Source organism: Streptomyces sp. NPDC030991, assembly GCF_055571235.1.
In genome coordinates this window covers 1-16,922 of sequence record NZ_JBVIFR010000008.1, presented here as the reverse complement: position 1 = coordinate 16,922, position 16,922 = coordinate 1, and the positions used below count along the sequence as shown (strand labels likewise).

Annotated in this window: 15 protein-coding genes and 1 tRNA gene; 9 read left to right on the top strand and 7 right to left on the bottom strand. The window is 71.7% G+C overall.

The features are described from left to right. Window positions 1-84 precede the first annotated feature (84 nt). The 5 genes from ACZ45E_RS16755 to ACZ45E_RS16735 all read left to right on the top strand — a co-directional run bounded on the left by ACZ45E_RS16755 (window position 85) and on the right by ACZ45E_RS16735 (window position 5,941). Window positions 85-1,425 carry a peptidoglycan-binding protein gene (locus tag ACZ45E_RS16755; RefSeq protein ID WP_468221937.1) on the top strand — a complete coding sequence of 447 codons (1,341 nt, stop codon included), beginning with the start codon at window positions 85-87 and terminating at the stop codon, window positions 1,423-1,425. Window positions 1,426-2,013: 588 nt separating this feature from the next. Next, complete coding sequence (locus tag ACZ45E_RS16750) at window positions 2,014-3,126, top strand: SPFH domain-containing protein (protein WP_468221936.1); 1,113 nt, start codon at window positions 2,014-2,016, stop codon at window positions 3,124-3,126. A gap of 212 nt (window positions 3,127-3,338) precedes the next feature. After that, window positions 3,339-3,935, top strand: coding sequence for a lytic polysaccharide monooxygenase auxiliary activity family 9 protein (locus tag ACZ45E_RS16745; protein ID WP_468221492.1), 597 nt, complete (start codon window positions 3,339-3,341; stop codon window positions 3,933-3,935). A 200-nt stretch (window positions 3,936-4,135) separates the two neighbouring features. Next, window positions 4,136-5,803 carry an AMP-binding protein gene (locus ACZ45E_RS16740; protein ID WP_468221490.1) on the top strand — a complete coding sequence of 556 codons (1,668 nt, stop codon included), beginning with the start codon at window positions 4,136-4,138 and terminating at the stop codon, window positions 5,801-5,803. A 64-nt stretch (window positions 5,804-5,867) separates the two neighbouring features. Beyond that, window positions 5,868-5,941, top strand: a tRNA-Lys gene (locus ACZ45E_RS16735). A gap of 400 nt (window positions 5,942-6,341) precedes the next feature. On the opposite strand, the gene ACZ45E_RS16730 is transcribed toward ACZ45E_RS16735, so the two are convergent. The 5 genes from ACZ45E_RS16730 to ehuB all read right to left on the bottom strand — a co-directional run bounded on the left by ACZ45E_RS16730 (window position 6,342) and on the right by ehuB (window position 10,417). After that, complete coding sequence (locus ACZ45E_RS16730; protein ID WP_468221488.1) at window positions 6,342-7,112, bottom strand: IclR family transcriptional regulator; 771 nt, start codon at window positions 7,110-7,112, stop codon at window positions 6,342-6,344. Between the two features lie 183 nt (window positions 7,113-7,295). Further along, window positions 7,296-8,111 (bottom strand): ectoine/hydroxyectoine ABC transporter ATP-binding protein EhuA, encoded by an 816-nt coding sequence (gene ehuA / locus ACZ45E_RS16725; protein ID WP_468221486.1) that lies wholly within the window; start codon window positions 8,109-8,111, stop codon window positions 7,296-7,298. Next, the gene (gene ehuD, locus ACZ45E_RS16720; protein ID WP_468221935.1) at window positions 8,101-8,718 is read right to left on the bottom strand and encodes an ectoine/hydroxyectoine ABC transporter permease subunit EhuD; all 618 of its coding nucleotides are present in this window, start codon (window positions 8,716-8,718) and stop codon (window positions 8,101-8,103) included. The genes ehuA and ehuD overlap by 11 nt, the downstream gene beginning before the upstream one ends. Window positions 8,719-8,765: 47 nt before the next feature. Continuing rightward, window positions 8,766-9,515, bottom strand: a complete 750-nt coding sequence (gene ehuC, locus ACZ45E_RS16715; RefSeq protein ID WP_468221485.1) for an ectoine/hydroxyectoine ABC transporter permease subunit EhuC — start codon at window positions 9,513-9,515, stop codon at window positions 8,766-8,768. After that, the gene (gene ehuB, locus ACZ45E_RS16710) at window positions 9,512-10,417 is read right to left on the bottom strand and encodes an ectoine/hydroxyectoine ABC transporter substrate-binding protein EhuB (protein ID WP_468221483.1); all 906 of its coding nucleotides are present in this window, start codon (window positions 10,415-10,417) and stop codon (window positions 9,512-9,514) included. Before ehuB ends, ehuC begins: the two co-directional genes overlap by 4 nt. Window positions 10,418-10,526: 109 nt before the next feature. Between ehuB and ACZ45E_RS16705 the strand changes: the two genes are divergently transcribed. Next, window positions 10,527-11,045 (top strand): DUF3830 family protein, encoded by a 519-nt coding sequence (locus tag ACZ45E_RS16705; protein WP_468221480.1) that lies wholly within the window; start codon window positions 10,527-10,529, stop codon window positions 11,043-11,045. Between the two features lie 76 nt (window positions 11,046-11,121). Here the strand turns inward: ACZ45E_RS16705 and ACZ45E_RS16700 are convergent, their stop codons facing one another. Both ACZ45E_RS16700 and ACZ45E_RS16695 read right to left on the bottom strand, forming a co-directional pair. Then, complete coding sequence (locus ACZ45E_RS16700; protein ID WP_468221478.1) at window positions 11,122-12,519, bottom strand: amidase; 1,398 nt, start codon at window positions 12,517-12,519, stop codon at window positions 11,122-11,124. Between the two features lie 172 nt (window positions 12,520-12,691). Then, the gene (locus ACZ45E_RS16695; RefSeq protein ID WP_468221476.1) at window positions 12,692-13,696 is read right to left on the bottom strand and encodes a D-2-hydroxyacid dehydrogenase; all 1,005 of its coding nucleotides are present in this window, start codon (window positions 13,694-13,696) and stop codon (window positions 12,692-12,694) included. A 272-nt stretch (window positions 13,697-13,968) separates the two neighbouring features. Here ACZ45E_RS16695 and ACZ45E_RS16690 point away from each other — a divergent pair, with 272 nt between their 5' ends. The 3 genes from ACZ45E_RS16690 (at window position 13,969) to ACZ45E_RS16680 (ending at window position 16,764) form a co-directional block, all read left to right on the top strand. Continuing rightward, entirely contained in the window at window positions 13,969-14,790 is an 822-nt protein-coding gene (locus tag ACZ45E_RS16690) for a maleate cis-trans isomerase family protein (protein ID WP_468221473.1), read from the top strand. A gap of 3 nt (window positions 14,791-14,793) precedes the next feature. Next, a complete protein-coding gene (locus ACZ45E_RS16685; RefSeq protein WP_468221471.1) occupies window positions 14,794-15,525 on the top strand; it encodes a maleate cis-trans isomerase family protein in 732 nt (243 codons plus the stop codon). A 141-nt stretch (window positions 15,526-15,666) separates the two neighbouring features. Then, window positions 15,667-16,764, top strand: a complete 1,098-nt coding sequence (locus tag ACZ45E_RS16680) for an LLM class flavin-dependent oxidoreductase (RefSeq protein ID WP_468221468.1) — start codon at window positions 15,667-15,669, stop codon at window positions 16,762-16,764. Window positions 16,765-16,922 lie beyond the last annotated feature (158 nt).

Below are 16,922 nucleotides of genomic sequence, written 5' to 3'. Positions count from 1 at the left end.
GTGCGAAAACGTGGCTCGACAGTTCACCGGCCGGCACCGGAATGTGAGGGGAATCGCATGGATCGTAGCGAGCGCAGAGTGCACATCGAGAAGCCGGTCTTCGAGGAGATCGCCCCGGCGGACGACTGCGACTGCGCAGGCTGCGTCCAGTGGCGCGCCCGCGCCCCGCATCTGGCGCGCACCAGGATCGGCCCCCGGCACGCGCTGGTCGCCGCCGCCGCGGCCGGCACCGTCATCAGCGGCCTCCAGGCGCCCCCGGCGACCGCGGCGGCCGAACACCACGAGGCGAGACCGGAGGACCCCGGGCCGGGCGACGGCGACGGCGACGGCGCCTCGGCCCCGCAGGGCGGCACCAGCCCGCTGCACGGGACGCCCGGCACCACCCCCACCCCCACCGAGACCGCGACCCTGCCGCTCGCGCAGCAGAGCGCCCCGCGCGCCACGACCCGGGCCGCGATCATCGGCCGCGCCGACACATGGGTCGCGGCGAAGGTGCCGTACAGCATGAACAAGTACTGGAAGGACGGTTACCGCCAGGACTGCTCGGGGTTCGTCTCCATGGCCTGGGGCCTGCCCCGCAACGAGTGGACGGGCAGCCTCGCCGCCTTCGGCACCCGCATCACCAAGGCGCAGCTCGAGCCCGGCGACATCCTGCTCTTCCACAACCCCGCCGACCCGGAGAAGGGCTCGCACGTCACGATCTTCGGCGGCTGGACCGACGGGGCCCGCTCCCACTACGTCGCCTACGAGCAGACACGCCCCGGCACCCGTAAGAAGACCACCCCCTACGCGTACTGGAGCAACTCCAGCCGCTACGTGGCCTACCGCTACAAGGGCCTCGGCGTGGACAGCAGCGCGGGCTCGGACGCACACGCGGCGTCGGCGGCGACGGCCAAGTACCCCGGCGCCGCGTCCTTCGGCCCCGGCGCGAACAACAAGTACGTCACCCAGCTCGGGCGGATGCTCGTCGAGCGCGGCGGCAAGCGGTTCTACCAGCAGGGGCCGGGGCCGCGCTGGAGCGCCGCAGACCGCAGGGCGACGCAGGCGTTCCAGAAGGCGCAGGGCTGGTCCGGCAGGGACGCGGACGGTCTGCCCGGGCCGACGACGTGGTCGTACCTGGTCAAGGGCGAGGGCAAGGACATCCCGCGGGCCGGCGCGGGCGGTGGTGGCGGCTCCGCGGCGAAGAGGTCGGCGTTCCCGGGCACGGCGAAGTTCCGGCCCGGCGCGAACAACTCCTCGGTCACCCGGCTCGGCCGCCAGCTCGTGAAAAAAGGATTCGGTAAGTACTACACCCGGGGCCCCGGCCCGCGCTGGGGCGAGGCGGACCGGCGCAACGTGGAGGCGTTCCAGCGGGCCCAGGGCTGGCGTGGCTCGGCGGCCGACGGATATCCGGGGCCGGAGACATGGCGGCGGCTCTTCTCGTGAGCCCTCCGTGGACGAGGCGGTTCTTGTAGCGGGCACGGCGGCAGGCGGCGACAGGTAGTTACGGATCGCAGTACGGAGGCGCGGATGAGTACGACGGCGGAAGAGCCCGGACAGCTGACGGCGACCGGGGCGGAGAACGACCTCGGGGCGACGGCGAACGGGTGGGACGAGACGGCCGATCGGCCCGGGACGAGCATCCGGGGCGACCTGGGCGGCCAAGGGATGGGCGGCCAGGGAGCGGGTGCTGGTGACGGGGAGTCGGGCGGCCACGCAGTGGTAGGCGTCCCCGGCGAAGTCGATGGCTCCGGACCGGTAGGTGGCGGGGAGGCCGGCGGCCGGGGCGAGGCCGGTGACCATGGAGCGGCAGGCGGCCACGGAGGGGTAGGCGGCCACGGAGTGGTAGGCATCCTTGGCGAAACCGGCGGCCCTGGATCGGCAGCCGCCCCGCGCGGCACCGCTGACCAGGGAGAAGGTGACGGCCACCCGGGAATCGGCGGGCGCCGTGAAATCGGCTGCGTGGAGGTGGCTGCGGGCGTGGGTGTGGCCCGGGCCGAGGGGGCCGAGGCGGCCGTGTCGGGGGTGCTCGGGATGCGGGGGACTCGGCTCATTCGCAACGAGACGACCACCGAGATCCCGGTGCACCTGTTGTTCCGGGACGATCCGGACCCGGTCACCGTGCCGCTGCGGCCGGCCGTCGTCGGTACGGGCACGGGCGGCGGCCGTCCCGCCCCGCGCTCGCACCTGCGCACCCCGGCCAGGACCGCGCCGCTCGTCGACCCGGAGCTGTGTGAGCGCCGGGGGCGGGCGCTGCCCGGGGCGCTCGGGGTGTTCGGCGGCGCCGTGGGGGCGGCCGGTACCGCGGCCTCCCTCGGCTGGGCCGGGGCGCTGCCGCGGATCATGACGGAGATCGCGGGGCTGCCCGGGTACGAGGGGGCGGGGCTCGGCGCCCCGCAGTGGGCGGCGCTCGCCGCCTCCGGCATGCTCGCGCTGTTCGGTTTCGGCGGGCTCGCGCGGGGCCGGGCCGGCCGGGCCTGGGTGCTCACCCTGTTCGGCCGCTACCGAGGGAGCGTACGCAGGTCAGGGCTGCTGTGGGTCAACCCGCTGCTGCTCCGCCACCGCGTCGACCTGCGGCTGCGGCACTGGCGCAGCGAGGAGATGCCCGCGGTCGACGCGAACGGGGTCGCGCTGCGCGTATCCGTACTCGTCGTGTGGCGGGTCAAGGACACGGCGCGGGCGAAGCTCGGTGTGGAGGACCACGAGGAGTATCTGCGCGAGTGCGTCGAGGCGGGGCTGGCCCGGGTCTTCTCGCAGCTGCCCGCCGACGCGCCCCCGGCCGCCACCGGGGGAGCCCGGCGAACCCCCGCGCACGGGGGCACGCCGACGCTGCGCGACGCCGAGGCCGTGGGCGATCTGCTCACGCGCCGGGTGGCCGCGGACGCCGGGCCGGTCGGCATCGAGGTCTTCTCGGCGCAGCCGACGCGGATCGAGTACGCGCCCGAGGTGGCGGCGGCGATGCGGCGCCGCCGGGTCGCGGCGCTCGACGCGCAGCACCGCGACACCGTGCTGACCTCCGTCGTGGACTCGGTGGAGGAGACGGTGACGCGGCTGACCGCCAGGGGCCTGGTCGACCTGGACGACTACGAGCGCAAGGCGCTCGTGAAGGATCTGACCGTGGCGTTCTACACGGGGCGGGGTGAGTGACGAACGGGAGTGGCGGCCTGCGGTGACGGCCGGGGTGACGGCCCGGGGTGACGGCCTGGGGTGACGGCCGGGAAGACGGGCGAGTGAAGGCTGGACCACATCTTTGTATGGACACGACCAACTCTCGCCCATACATTGGTGGTTGGTCTAGACCTGCAATATCGCTGTGCGCACGGCTTCCGGCAACTCCCCACACCCCCAGGAGCGGCAGCATGCGGAAAAAGATGTACGCGGCTTTGCTCGGCCTCACCACCGTGGGGGCGTTCGCGCTCTCCACGGCCGGTGCGAGCGGCCATGGCTACACCGACCTGCCCGTCAGCCGGCAGAAACTCTGTGCCAACGGCACCGTCAGCGGCTGCGGCAACATCCAGTGGGAACCGCAGAGCGTCGAGGGCCCCAAGGGCTTCCCGGCCTCGGGCCCCGCGGACGGCCAGATCTGTTCGGGCAACCACGGCGAGTTCGCGCCGCTCAACGCAGCCAAGCAGCCGAACGGCACCGCCTGGCCCACCACCAAGGTGACGGGCGGTCAGAGCTACACGTTCCGCTGGCAGTTCACCGCCAGACACTCCACCACGGACTTCCGCTACTACGTCACCAAGAACGGCTGGGACGCCAGCAAGCCGCTGACCCGCGCCGCTCTGGACACCACCCCGTTCCTCACGGTGCCCTACAGCGGCCAGCCGCCGGCCACGCTCTCGCACTCCGGCACCCTGCCCTCCGGCAAGACCGGCCACCACGTGATACTCGCGGTGTGGACGATCGCCGACACGGCGAACGCGTTCTACGCGTGCTCGGACGTCACCTTCTGAGCCCGCCCTGACGCTCCGGTACGCCGGACGCGGAGGGTTTCCCCGCACGCCGTCCCGATCGCGGGCGGTGTGCGGGGGGAAGCGCGCCCGCGCCTTTCGCGTGACCGGTGCGTCCACCGGCCTGGCCGGTCCGCCCACCGACGTGATCGTTCCGTCCTCCGACTCCACATCTGACGCCCCGTCAACTACCGTGCGCCGCAATGGGAACCACGACGCGCACCTTCGCGGAACTCGTCCAGGAGCGCTGGGGTGACCACCGGCCCGGGCTCGCGTACGAGGATCAGGTCCTCAGTCACCATCAACTCGCCTCGGCCGCGGCGGCCCGCGCCGCGCTGCTCGCCGATCTGCTGCCACGCGGCGCGGAACCCCACATCGGGGTGCTGCTCGACAACACCCCCGAGTTCCCGCAGTGGCTGAGCGCGGCGGCGCTCGCCGGGGCCGCCGTCGCCGGGATCAACCCGACCCGGCGCGGCGCCGAACTCGCCCGCGACATCACCCACACCGAATGCCGCGTCCTGATCACCGAACGGGCCAAGCTGCCGCTGCTCGATGGGCTGGCCCTGCCCGGCGTCCGCGTCCTGGTGACCGACACCGGCGCCTACGCCGAACTGCTCGCGCCCTACGCGGGCGCCACACCCGAGAGCGCGGCCGGGGTCGGGCCCCGCACCCGCATGCTGCTCTACTTCACCTCCGGCTCGACCGGCGCTCCCAAAGCCGCCATCTGCACCCAGGCGCGCCTCGCCGCCGCCGGACAGTCACTGGCCGGCCACTTCGGCGTACGCGCGGACGACGTGCACTACATCTGCATGCCGCTCTTCCACGGCAACGCGGTCATCGCCGACTGGGCCCCGGCCATGGCGGCCGGGGCGGGTGTGGCGCTCCGGCGGCGGTTCTCCGCCTCCCGGTTCCTGGCCGACGCGAGGAAGTTCCGCGCGACCTACTTCACGTACGTGGGCCGGGCCGTGCAGTACATCCTGGCCACCGAGGAGCGGCCCGACGACCGGGACAATCCGCTGCGCGTCGGCTTCGGCACCGAGGCGGGGGCGGTGGACGCGGCGCGCTTCGAGGAACGGTTCGGGGTGCGGCTCGTCGAGGGGTACGGGTCGTCCGAGGGCGGCGCCGCCGTGCAGCGGACCCCCGACACGCCGCCCGGCGCGATCGGTCGCGCGGCGCCCGGCGACGACCTCGCGGTCCTCGACCCGGAGACGGGGGCGGAATGCCCGGCCGCCGCGTTCGACGGGGGCGGGCGGCTGATCAACGGGGGCGCCGCGATCGGGGAGCTGGTGAACCGGGGGCGGTCGCCGTTCGAGGGGTACTGGCGCAACGACGCCGCGTACGCCGAGCGGGTCCGGCGGGACGGCTGGTACTGGACGGGCGATCTTTTCTACCGGGACGCGGCCGGGTTCCTGTACTTCGCCGGACGCGGTGACGACAAGATCCGCGTGGACAGCGAGAACCTCGCCCCCGCCATGATCGAGAACGTCCTCGCCCGCTGGTCCGACGCCGCGGCCGTCGCCGTGTACGGGGTGCCCGATCCGGTCTCCGGGGACCAGGTCATGGCGACGGTGGCGCTCCGCGCGGGGGCCGGGTTCGATCCGGCGGCCTTCGGTGAGTTCCTGCTGGCGCAGGGCGACCTCGGGACGAAGATGGCTCCCCGTTTCGTACGGGTCATGCGGCGGATGCCGGTGACGGCGACCAACAAGGTGCGGCGGGGGGAGTTGCGCCGCGAAGGGTTCTGGAGCGGGGGAGAACTGTGGTGGCGCCCGCCCGCCGAGGCGACGTACCGCCGGCTCACGGAGTCCGACCGCGAGGCCCTCACCAGGGCATACCGGGAACAGGGCAGGGGACCGCTCCTCCCGCCGCCCTGACGCCCCCGCCGGAAACCTGGTCGAAGGCACTCCCTCGGACCAGGTATTATTTTCCTGTCAGCAGGCGCCGCTAGCTCAGTTGGTTAGAGCAGCTGACTCTTAATCAGCGGGTCCGGGGTTCGAGTCCCTGGCGGCGCACGTTGTCGGTGGCGGGATGTGTTCGCAGTAAGCGCGAACGGTCCCGCCACCGTTGTTTTTGCGCGGCTGCGCCGCGCGTTGTGGGGGCTTCGCCACCCACACCCCCGACTCTCCGGGCCGACGCCGGGGCCTGCTCCTGCGTGCGGGGGGCCTTCGCTTGAGAACGTCCTCGGGCTGCTGCTCGGTCCACGGCTGGGGGTCCGGGGGTCGTCCCCCGGGAGATGCAGCATCAGCGGGTCCGGGGTTCGAGTCCCTGGCGGCGCACGTTGTCGGTGGCGGGATGTGTTCGCGGAAAACGCGAACGGTCCCGCGACCGTTGTTTTTGCGCGGCTGCGCCGCGCGTTGTGGGGGCTTCGCCACCCACACCCCCGACTCTCCGGGCCGACACGCCCCGAGCGGGCTAGATCGTCAGCGACAGCAGTACCGGGGCCGCGCTTCTGTTCAGGAGATCTGCCGCGTCGTGGAGGCGGTGGGCGTGTTCCAGGGGGAGGGAGAGGGCCAGGCAGCCGACGGCGGAGCCCGCGGTGATCGGGACCGCGGCGCAGACCGTGCCGACCGCGTACTCCTGGAGGTCGAGGACCGGGACGGTCGCGGGCTGGGTGGCCAGCTTGGAGAGGAGCACCTTCTCGTTGGTGATGGTGCGCGAGGTGAGGCGGGCCATCCTGTGGCGGGAGAGGTGATCGCGCCGCCCGTTCAGGTCGAGCTGGCCGAGGAGGCTCTTGCCGACGGCGCTCGCGTGGGCCGAGACCCGGAAGTCCACCCATTCGTTGACCGCGGGGGTCTCGGGGCCCGACGCGTACTGCGTGATGCGGACCTCGCCGTCGATGTACCGGCTGATGTAGACCGCGGCGCCCACCGTGTCCCGCAGCTCGTCGAGCGTGGCCTGCAGCTTCGCGGTGAGCGCGGCCGCGCCGCCCTCGGCGGAACCGAGACTGCTCAGTGTCTCCCCGGTGACGTACGCGCCGTCGGCGATCTGCTGGACGTATCCCTCGCGGCGGAGCATGCGCAGCAGCCCGGTCAGCTCGTCCGCGGGCAGGCCGGTGTCGCGCGCCAGCTCGGTGGCGGTGACGCCGGTGCCGCTGTGGGCGACGGCGTCCAGTACGCGCAGAGCATGCCGCACCGACTGGTTGGGCTGGTACGACGACGCGTCCTGTTCGTGCTTCAGCGCCACGGCATCCCCCTGCAAGGACCGGTTCCGGACAGCTGGCCTTCTACCACGATAGCCGCCAACACCCCCAATAGGGGCGACGGTTGTGGAGATTGGCGGCGCGTTCCGTCGCTCTCAACTGGAACGCGCCACCTTGGCATATGCCATTGTCATGCCCCAGAGAGGGCCAGGCCGGTCAGGGCGCCGTCACAGCACCGCGCTCAGGAACTCCCTGGTCCGCACGTGCTCCGGCTCCGTGAAAATCTTCTCCGGCGTACCGGACTCGATGACCCGGCCCGCGTCGAACATCAGGACCTGGTCCGAGATGTCCCGGGCGAAGTTCATCTCGTGGGTCACACAGAGCATGGTGATGTCCGTGGTGTGCGCGATGTCCCGCAGGACGTCGAGGACGCCCGCCACCAGCTCCGGGTCGAGCGCGGAGGTCACCTCGTCCAGGAGCAGCACCTGCGGCCGCATCGCCAGGGCCCGCGCGATGGCGACCCGCTGCTGCTGCCCGCCGGACAGCTGCGTCGGATACGCGTCGCAACGGTCGCCCAGGCCCACCAGGTCGAGCAGCTCGCGCGCCCGCTGCTCCGCCTCGTCCTTGGGCAGGCCAAGCACGGTGACCGGCGCCTCCATGATGTTGCGCAGCACCTTCATGTTCGGGAAGAGGTTGAACTGCTGGAAGACCATCCCGATGTTCTTGCGGACCTCACGGATGTGCTTCTCGCCGGCCGGGACCAGCTTGCCGTTCTTCTCCTCGTGCGTGAGGTACTCGCCGCCGACCTTGATCGTGCCCTCGTCCGGCTTGAGCAGGGTCATCAGCAGCCGCAGGATCGTCGTCTTGCCGGAACCGGACGGACCGATCAGCGTGACGTGCTTGCCCGAGGCGACGGAGAAGTCCAGCTGGTCCAGGACCGTGTTGCCGCCGAACCGCTTCACGACCTTGTCGAAGCGGATCAGTTCGGTGCCGTCCACCTTGGGATTGGGCTGGTCTTTCGAGAGGTTCGCATCAGTGGACAAGGCGGCGCTCCAGGGATCGGAGGAGGAGGGAAGCGAGGTAGGAGATGACGATGAAGGCGACACCGACGACCGTGAGGGCCTCCGTGTACTGGAACGTCTGGGCCGCCTGCAGACGCGAGCGCTGGAGCAGTTCCAGGACGCCGATGCCCGCGAGCAGCGGGGTGTCCTTCAGCATCGCCACGACGTAGTTGCCGAGCGCGGGCACGACGCGGCGGATCGCCTGCGGCAGGATGACCGCCGTCCAGGTCTTGCGGTACGGCAGGCTCAGCGCGCGGGCCGCCTCCCACTGGCCCTCCGGCACCGCCTCGATGCCCGCGCGGTAGACCTGCGCGGTGTACGTCGAGTAGTGCAGGCCGATCGCGACGACACCGGTGGTCAGCGCGGAGAACTGGATACCGGCCTCGGGCAGCACGAAGTACAGGAAGAACAGCTGCACCAGGAGCGGGGTGTTGCGGATGAACTCCGTGATCAGCCCGACCGGCCAGCGGACGAAGCGCGTCGGCGCCCGGAAGGCGAGCGCCCAGAGCAGGCCGACGCTGAAGGAGATCAGCGAGCCGTACAGCAGGACCTGGAGGGTGACGAGGATGCCGTCCCAGAAGTGCGGCATGAAGTCGCCGACCGCGGACCAGTCCCAGTTCGATGCGGCAGTGGTGATCACAGGGAGGCACCTCCTCCGCCGCCAGCGGGGAGCTGAGCGGTCTCGTTCTGCTGGCGCAGGCTGAGCTTGCGCATGACGCCGACCCCGCGCTCGGGCCGCTGCCCGAGACCCGCCTTGGTCTTGCGTTCGAGCGCCCGCATCCCGCGGGTCAGCAGGAACGCGATGACGAAGTAGATGAGGAGCGTGAGCGAGTAGATCTCGGTGCTCTCGGTCGTCGCCAGACGCACCAGGTACGCGGCGAACGACACGTCGCCGATGCCGAGCAGCGACACCAGGGCGGTGCCCTTGAGCAGCTCGATCAGCAGGTTCGAGAACGGCGGGATCATCTCCGGCACGGCCTGCGGCAGCAGGATCAGCCGCATCCGCTGCCACGGCGTGAAGCTCAGCGCGACCCCCGCCTCGCGCTGCGCGGGCGCCACCGCGGAGAGGGCGCCCCGGACGATCTCGGCGCCGTACGCGCCGTAGGAGAGGCCGAGAGCCAGGACGGCCGCCCACATCGGGACGAGGGACCAGCCCGCAAGCTGCGGCAGGACGAAGAAGATCCAGAACATCAGGACCAGGGCGGACGTGCCCCGGAAGATCTCGGTGTAGAGACCGGCCACGAACCGTACGATCCACAGCCGGTGCGTACGCGCCACGCCGACGCCGAACGCGACCACGGTCGCCAGCGCCGCGCTGTAGACGGTCAGTTGGATCGTGATCCAGATGCCCGGCAGTACCCAGTGTTCCCACAGTCCGGCGGTCATCGGCACAGCTCCTCGGCGGTCAGCGTCGTCATCTCCGCCTTGGTGAAGCCGAACGGCTGGAGTATTCGGAACAGTTCGCCGCTCTTCTTCATCTTGTGGATCTCGACGTTGAAGGCGTCCCGCAGCTTCGTGTCGGTGGGGCGGAAGGTGAAGCCGCCGCCGTCGACGTGCTTCTTGCCGTCCACCAGCGGCGCGAACGGCTCGGTGTGCTCGGCCTTACGGCTCTTCTTGGTGACTTCGCGGGTGGTGAGGGCGGTCCCGGCGAACACGTCGATGCGCCCGGCCTCCACCGCGTTGAGCCCGGCGACCTGATCCTGGAGGATCACGATGTCGGACTCCTTGTAACCGGCGTCCACGGCGTACGCGATCTCCGCATACCCGGTGCCGGTGCCGAACTTCGCCTTGGCCTTGACGACGTCGGCGTAGTTGTGCAGGTTCTTGGGGTTGCCCTTGCGGACGATGAAGGAGTCCAGCATCTGGTACTCGGGATCGGCGAAGATGACCTGCTGACAGCGGTCCTTGTTGATGTACATCCCGGCGGACACGACGTCGAACTGCTGCGTGTTCAGGCCGGGGATGAGCGAGGCGAAGTCCGTGGCGACCGGCTGGACATGGCCGACACCGAGCCGTTTGAAGATGACCTTGGCCAGCTCCACCGCCTCGCCGGTGAACTCGCCGTTGTCGTCGATGTACCCGTACGGCACCTCACCCGCGATGCCGAGGCGTACCGTGCCCTGCCCCTTGAGCCGGGCGAGCGTGTCCCCGTTCGGTACCCGGCTGCAGCCCGCCGCTCCCAGGGCGCCCAGTGCGCCGAGCGCGCCCGCGCCGGCGAGCAGTGACCGTCTGCGAAGAGGACGTTTCTCCGGAGTCTCGCTTCTATGTATCTGAGTTGGTGGAGCCATGGGCGCGCGGCTACCCGACTCGACTCGACTTATGCCGGTCAATTCACGCCCCTGTCGCGGGTGATGCGGTCTTGACCCACAGGGGTGGATGAGGCAGACCATGGAGCGCATGGCTGACTCAGCTGCATCGAAGGACCGGTACATCGAAGTCTCCCTGGCCAAGCGGGGGGTGGCCTGTACGGCGAAGCTGCTCGCCGACCGTGCGCCACTGACCTGTGCGGCGGTGTGGGACGCCCTGCCACTCGTCTCCGACGTCTATCACGCCAAATACGCCCGCAATGAGATCTACGCCCTGTTCCCGGCATTCGCGGAACAGGAGCCACCGCTGGAGAATCCGACGGTGACGCCCATTCCGGGCGACCTCTGTTATTTCTCCTTCAACGGGACGCAGTTGGGGTCGCAGTCCTACGGCTACGGGGACGGCGCGTCGCTGGCCGCCGGGGCTCCCGTCGTCGACCTCGCGCTGTTCTACGAGCGCAACAACCTGTTGATGAACGGGGACGTGGGATGGGTGCCCGGCATCGTGTGGGGCCAGGTGGTCGAGGGCCTGGACGAGATGGCGGCGGCGTGCCAGGACCTGTGGCGGGCGGGGGCGGTGGGGGAGACGCTCGGGTTCAAGCGCGTGTGACGCCCGGAGGCTGGGGGCGGTGACGCGCCCGGGGTCAGGGGGCCGCAACGCCCTTCGGGGTCTGTAAAGCCCGGGTTCAGCGGGCCGTGGTGCTCGCGCTGACCCCCGCCTCGTACAGCGCGTGCGCCACCCTGAGCACCAGCGCGTCCTGATGGCGGGCCGCGACCACCTGCAACCCCACCGGCAGGTGGTCGTCGAGCCCGACGGGGACGGACGCCGCCGGCTGCTGGGTGAGGTTGAACGGGTAGGTGAACGGGGTCCAGCCCGTCCAGCGCCGCAGCCCCGACCCGCGCGGCACCTCCACCCCCGCCTCGAACGCGGTGATCGGCAGCGTCGGCGTCAGCAGCACGTCGTACGTCGAGTGGAACAGGCCCATCCGGCGGCCGAGCGCCATCCGCGCGTCCACCGCCGCCAGATAGTCCAGCGCGCTGTACCGGGCGCCCTGCGCACAGATCTCCCGCAACCCCGGGTCCAGCAACTCCCGCTGCGCGGAAGGCAGATGCTGTACGACGCGGGCCGCCCCGCTGAACCACAGCACGTGGAACGCCTCGACCGGGTCGGAGAAGTCCGGGTCTACCTCCTCGACGTATGCGCCGAGTTCGGCGAGCCGCGTCACGGCCGCCCGCACCCGCGCCGCGACCCCGGGCCGCACCGCCACCTGCCCGCCCAGCGACGGCGAGTACGCCACCCGCAGGCCGCGTACCCCGGCCCCCAGGTGCCCCCGGAAGCTGTCCGGCGCGGGGGCGAGCCCCGACCAGTCGCGGGCGTCGGCGCCCGAGATCACGTCCATCATCAGCGCCGCGTCGGCCGCGCTCCGCGTCATCGGCCCGACGTGCGCCAGCGTCCCGAACGCGGAGGCCGGATAGAGCGGAACGCGCCCGTACGTCGGCTTCAGCGCGAAGATCCCGCAGAAGGCGGCTGGTATACGGACCGAGCCGCCGCCGTCCGTGCCCAGCGCCAAGGGCCCCGCGCCGGCGGCGACTGCCGCCGCGCTGCCGCCGCTCGACCCGCCTGCCGTGCGCGAGGCGTCGTACGGATTGCGGGTCACCCCCGACAGCGGCGAGTCGGTGACGCCCTTCCAGCCGAACTCGGGCGTGGTGGTGCGGCCGACGAAGACGGCGCCGTGTTCGCGCAGCCGCGCCACCGACGGCGCGTCCTCGTCCCAACTCCCGCTCTCCCGAACCGTTCTCGAGCCGCGCAGAGTCGGGCCGCCGCGCTGCAACAGGATGTCCTTGACCGTCACCGGCACCCCGTCGACCAGCCCCTGTGGCTCACCGCGCCGCCATCGCTCCGTGCTCGCCGCCGCCTCGGCGAGGGCGCCCTCCGCGTCGACCCGCACGAACGCGTTCAGCTCCGGCTCGGTCTCCTCGATCCGGGCGAGCACCGCCCGGGTGGCGTCGACGGGGCTGAACTCGCCCTTGCGGTAACCGTCGAGAAGGTCCTGCGCGGTCAGTCCGGTGAGCTCGGTCGTCATGCGCCCTCCACCCCATGGCGTTCCACCATGGATCAGTGTGCTGCGTCAGCGATCTGTGTCAGCGATCTGTGTCAGTGATCTGCGTCGGCGGTCCGCATCGGCGGTCCGCATCGGCGGTCCGTATCAGCGGTCTGCGTCGGCGGTCCGCATCAGCGGTCCGCGTCGGCCGGGATCAGTTCCCGGGGACATACCCACGTTTCTTGTCCACTACATTCGTCAGCGGGCGGCCGGACTCCCAGCGCCCGTACAACTCCACGAACTGGCGCCCCAGTTCGTCCCGCCAGCCGACCGTGTCCCCGCTCATGTGCGGCGAGACGAGCAGCCCGGGGGCCGTCCACAGCGGGCTGTCCGGCGCCAGCGGCTCGTGCTCGAAGACATCGAGCGCCGCGCCCGCGATCCACCGCTTGTGCAACGCGTCCACCAGGTCGGCCTCCACGACCAACTGCCCGCGTCCTACGTTGATGAAGCGGGCGGCGGGCTGCATCACACCGAACCGGCGCGCGTCGAACATGGAGCGGGTCTCCTCGGTAAGCGGCGCCGCGCAGACCACCCAGTCGGCGCGCGCGAGCAGCCGGTCGAGGTCGGCGGGGCCGTGGATACCGGCCCGCGCCCGCCGCCCGACCAGCGCCGTGGTGATACCAAGTGCCTTGAGCTGGGCGGTGATCGCGTGCCCGATGGGCCCCGATCCGACGACGCAGGCCCGCGTCCCGGCGATGCGCTGCGACTCGCGGTGCCGCCACTCGCGCTCCGCCTGGAGGGCGAGCGTGCGCGGCAGGTCCTTGCCCATGGCGAGCACGAGCGCGGCGACGTACTCGGCGATGGGCCCGTCGAAGATCCCGCGGGCGTTGGTCAACACGGTTCCGGAGTCGATGAGTTCGGGGAACATCAGCCGGTCCACGCCCGCGCTCGCCGTGTGCACCCAGCGTGGCCGCGGCCCCTCGCCCGGCCACGCCTCGCGCACCGCGTCGGAGAGGAAGTCCCACACCAACAGGGCGTCGGCCTCGTGGAGTCGGGCCCGCAGCCCGGCCGCGTCGGCGGCGTGCAGCACCCGGGCCCGGCCGGTCAGTCCGCCGAGCCGGGGCGGCGGTTCGCCGGGCGCGGCGTCCAGGACGAGGACGGTGGGCCGGCCGCCGGCCGGGGCACCGTCCGCGGCGCCCGAGCCGTCAGGACCGGACACGGCAGGGAAATCGTTTCGCAACGAAGGTCCGCTTTTCTTGAGAGGCGGGTCGGGAGGGCCGGGAACATCACGATCATGGCGTGCGACCGTCTCGCGGTATCCATCTGACATGGGCGGATTGACCACGCTGGCACCTGAACCTACCTTCGTCAACAGGGGTACGGCGTCCGCTCGTTCCCCTCCTCCTCGCTGTCCCGACGTCCCGGCGGGGGCCCGCCGGCTCAAGCACCGCACCCGGCATCACCACGTCAGCTGAACTTGGGGCATGCTCTATGGACGTCTCTTTCCTGGGGGGACCACAGCCGCAGCGCGGCGTCGGCGTCGTCGCACCGTTCGACTTCGCCCTCGACCGCGAGCTGTGGCGGTGGGTGCCCGACGAGATCTCCCTCCACCTCACCCGTACGCCGTTCGTCCCGGTCGAGGTCAGCCTCGACCTGGCGCGCCTGGTCAGCGAGCACGAGACGCTGGACGAGGCGGTACGGGCGCTCGGCGCCGCCGAACCCGAAGTCCTCGCGTACGCCTGCACGTCGGGCAGTTTCGTCGGCGGCATCGCGGGTGAGCGCGCCATGTGCGAGGCGATGCGCCGCTCGGGCGAGCGGTCGTCCCTCACCACGTCGGGCGCGCTCCTGGAGGCACTGGACGAGCTGGGCGCCCGCCGCGTCGCGCTCGTCACGCCCTACACGCAGTCGGTCACCGAGTCCCTGGAGGAGTACCTCGCCCAGGCGGGCGTCGCGGTCACCGGGCGCGCGTATCTCGGTCTGACCCGGCACATCTGGAAGGTCCCGTACCGGGATGTGGCGGAGATGGCGCGCGACGCGGTGGGCGCCGCCGCCGACGCGCTCTTCATCAGCTGTACGAACCTGCCGACGTACGACGTCATCCCGCAGCTGGAGGCGGAGCTGCGGATCCCGGTGATCTCGGCCAACCAGGTCACGATGTGGGCAGCCCTGCGACGACTGGGTACGCGAGCGGTGGGGCCCTATCAGGCGCTGCTCGACCCGGCGGCGCGACGGCAGTGGCCCCTGCCGGACCAAGGGCTCCGGCCCGGACAAGGCCTGCCGGAACTCCCGGAGGGCCAGGAAGGGTGGGCATAGAACATGACAGCGCTCGGATTTCTCTACCCAGGACACTCGGCCGAGGACGACTACCCGCGCATCGAGATGCTGATCGACAGTGACATCCGGCTGCCCGTCGTCCACACGGACATCGGCGAGGACGCCCACCGGGTCGACGCGCTTCTCGAGATGGGCTCCGCCGAACGCTTGTCCGCGGGCGTCGAGCAGCTGCGGCTGGCCGGCGCGGAAGCGGTGGTCTGGGCGTGCACGTCGGCCAGTTTCGTCTTCGGTTGGGACGGCGCGCAGGACCAGGTCAGGTCGCTGGCGCTGGCCGCGGGGCTGCCCGCCTCCAGCACGTCGTTCGCCTTCGCGCACGCGCTGGGGGAGCTCGGGGCGGACCGGGTGGCGGTCGCCGCGACGTACCCGGCGGATGTCGCCGACCATTTCGCGGCGTTCCTGAAGGCGGCCGGCGCCGAGGTGCTCTCGGTGCGGGGCAGCGGGATCATCACGGCCGCGGAGGTCGGCACATGGGGCTGGGAGGAGGTCCTGGCGATGGCCCGGGCCGGCGACCACCCCGACGCGCAGGCGCTCCTCCTGCCCGACACGGCGCTGCACACGGCGGCGTACGTCCGTGACCTGGAGCGCGAGCTGGGCAAGCCGGTCCTCACGGCCAACCAGGTCACCGTCTGGGAGGCGCTGCGCCTGGTGGACCGCCGGGTGAACGTGCCGGAGCTGGGGTCCCTCTTCACGAAGGAACCGGTGATCCAGGCGTAGCGGGGCCGGGCGGGGCGGGGCGGGCGCGACGGGCCTGGTCGGCGTACGTGGCAGGTGAACGCGGGGAATAAAGCGGAGCGCGCCTCCGTTAAGCGGGGGTCACTCAGCAGTCACCCAGACCCACGTCACCAGGAGGACCCCGTGCCGGCCAACCACGACGAGATCCGCGGCGCAGCCCTCGGCGCCGCCCCGACCCCCCTCTCCGTCCTGGATCTGGTCACCGTGGGCGCGGGCCGCACCGCCACGCAGGCCCTGCGCACCAGCGTCGACATCGCCCGCCTCGCCGAACGCCGCGGCTACCACCGCTACTGGGTCGCCGAGCACCACTCCATGCCCGGGGTGGCCTCGTCCTCCCCGGCCGTGATCCTGGCCCACCTCGCCGCCCACACCGACCGCGTCCGGCTCGGCTCCGGCGGCGTCATGCTGCCCAACCACGCCCCGCTGGTCATCGCGGAGCAGTTCGGCACGCTGGAGGCGATGGCCCCGGGCCGGATCGACCTCGGCCTCGGCCGCGCCCCCGGCACCGACGGCGCCACGGCGGCCGCCCTGCGCCGCACGGACCGGCTCAACGAAGGCGCTGACGACTTCCCGCAGCAGCTCGCCGAGCTGACCCGCTTCCTCGACGACGACTTCCCCGACGGCCACCACTACTCCCGCATCCACGCGGTCCCGGGACGCGTCCAGGCCACCTCCCCCGGCGGGGTCCAGGACCCGCACCGGCCGCCGGTCTGGCTGCTCGGCTCGTCCGGTTTCAGCGCCCGCCTCGCCGGCGTCCTCGGCCTCCCGTTCGCGTTCGCCCACCACTTCTCGGCGCAGAACACGATCCCGGCGCTCGACCTGTACCGCGAGTCGTTCCAGCCCTCCGAGATCCTGGACAAGCCCTACGCGCTGATCGGCGTCTCCGCGCTCGCCACGGACGACGACGGCACCGAGGCCCGCCGCCAGGTGCTGGCCGCCGCGCTCAACATGGTGCGGCTGCGCACCGGCCGCCCGGGTCTGGTCCCGACGCCCGAGGAGGCGGAGGCCCACCAGTTCAACGAGATGGAGCAGGAGTTCATCCGCACCTGGAACTCCAACGTCATCCACGGCACCGTCGACGAGGTCCGCACCGGCCTCGACGACCTCCAGAAGCGCACCGGCGCCGACGAGCTGATGCTCACGGCCAACGCCCACAGCGGCGACGTACGCCTGCGCTCCTACGAACTCATCGCGGACGCCTACGGGCTGCCGCAGCTCTGAGAGCCTGTCTTTCAACCCCCGTCTGCGCGAACCGGCCGCGGGGGGCAGTGTGGGGGGGGGGGGGGGGGGGGAGGGGGGGGGGGGGGGGGGCCCCCCCCCCCCCCCCACTACCCAGTAGCGGAACGTAAGCGGCGGTTAGGTGTGGTCGGGGTGGACGT

Bases quoted from the DNA above. Each gene is read 5' to 3' on its own strand.
- ehuD (WP_468221935.1), bottom strand. From the start codon at position 8,718: ATGCCGCACTTCTGGGACGGCATCCTCGTCACCCTCCAGGTCCTGCTG.
- ACZ45E_RS16750 (WP_468221936.1), top strand. From the start codon at position 2,014: ATGCGGGGGACTCGGCTCATTCGCAACGAGACGACCACCGAGATCCCG.
- ACZ45E_RS16705 (WP_468221480.1), top strand. From the start codon at position 10,527: ATGGCTGACTCAGCTGCATCGAAGGACCGGTACATCGAAGTCTCCCTG.
- ehuC (WP_468221485.1), bottom strand. From the start codon at position 9,515: ATGACCGCCGGACTGTGGGAACACTGGGTACTGCCGGGCATCTGGATC.
- ACZ45E_RS16745 (WP_468221492.1), top strand. From the start codon at position 3,339: ATGCGGAAAAAGATGTACGCGGCTTTGCTCGGCCTCACCACCGTGGGG.
- ACZ45E_RS16740 (WP_468221490.1), top strand. From the start codon at position 4,136: ATGGGAACCACGACGCGCACCTTCGCGGAACTCGTCCAGGAGCGCTGG.
- ACZ45E_RS16685 (WP_468221471.1), top strand. From the start codon at position 14,794: ATGACAGCGCTCGGATTTCTCTACCCAGGACACTCGGCCGAGGACGAC.
- ehuB (WP_468221483.1), bottom strand. From the start codon at position 10,417: ATGGCTCCACCAACTCAGATACATAGAAGCGAGACTCCGGAGAAACGT.
- ACZ45E_RS16690 (WP_468221473.1), top strand. From the start codon at position 13,969: ATGGACGTCTCTTTCCTGGGGGGACCACAGCCGCAGCGCGGCGTCGGC.
- ACZ45E_RS16700 (WP_468221478.1), bottom strand. From the start codon at position 12,519: ATGACGACCGAGCTCACCGGACTGACCGCGCAGGACCTTCTCGACGGT.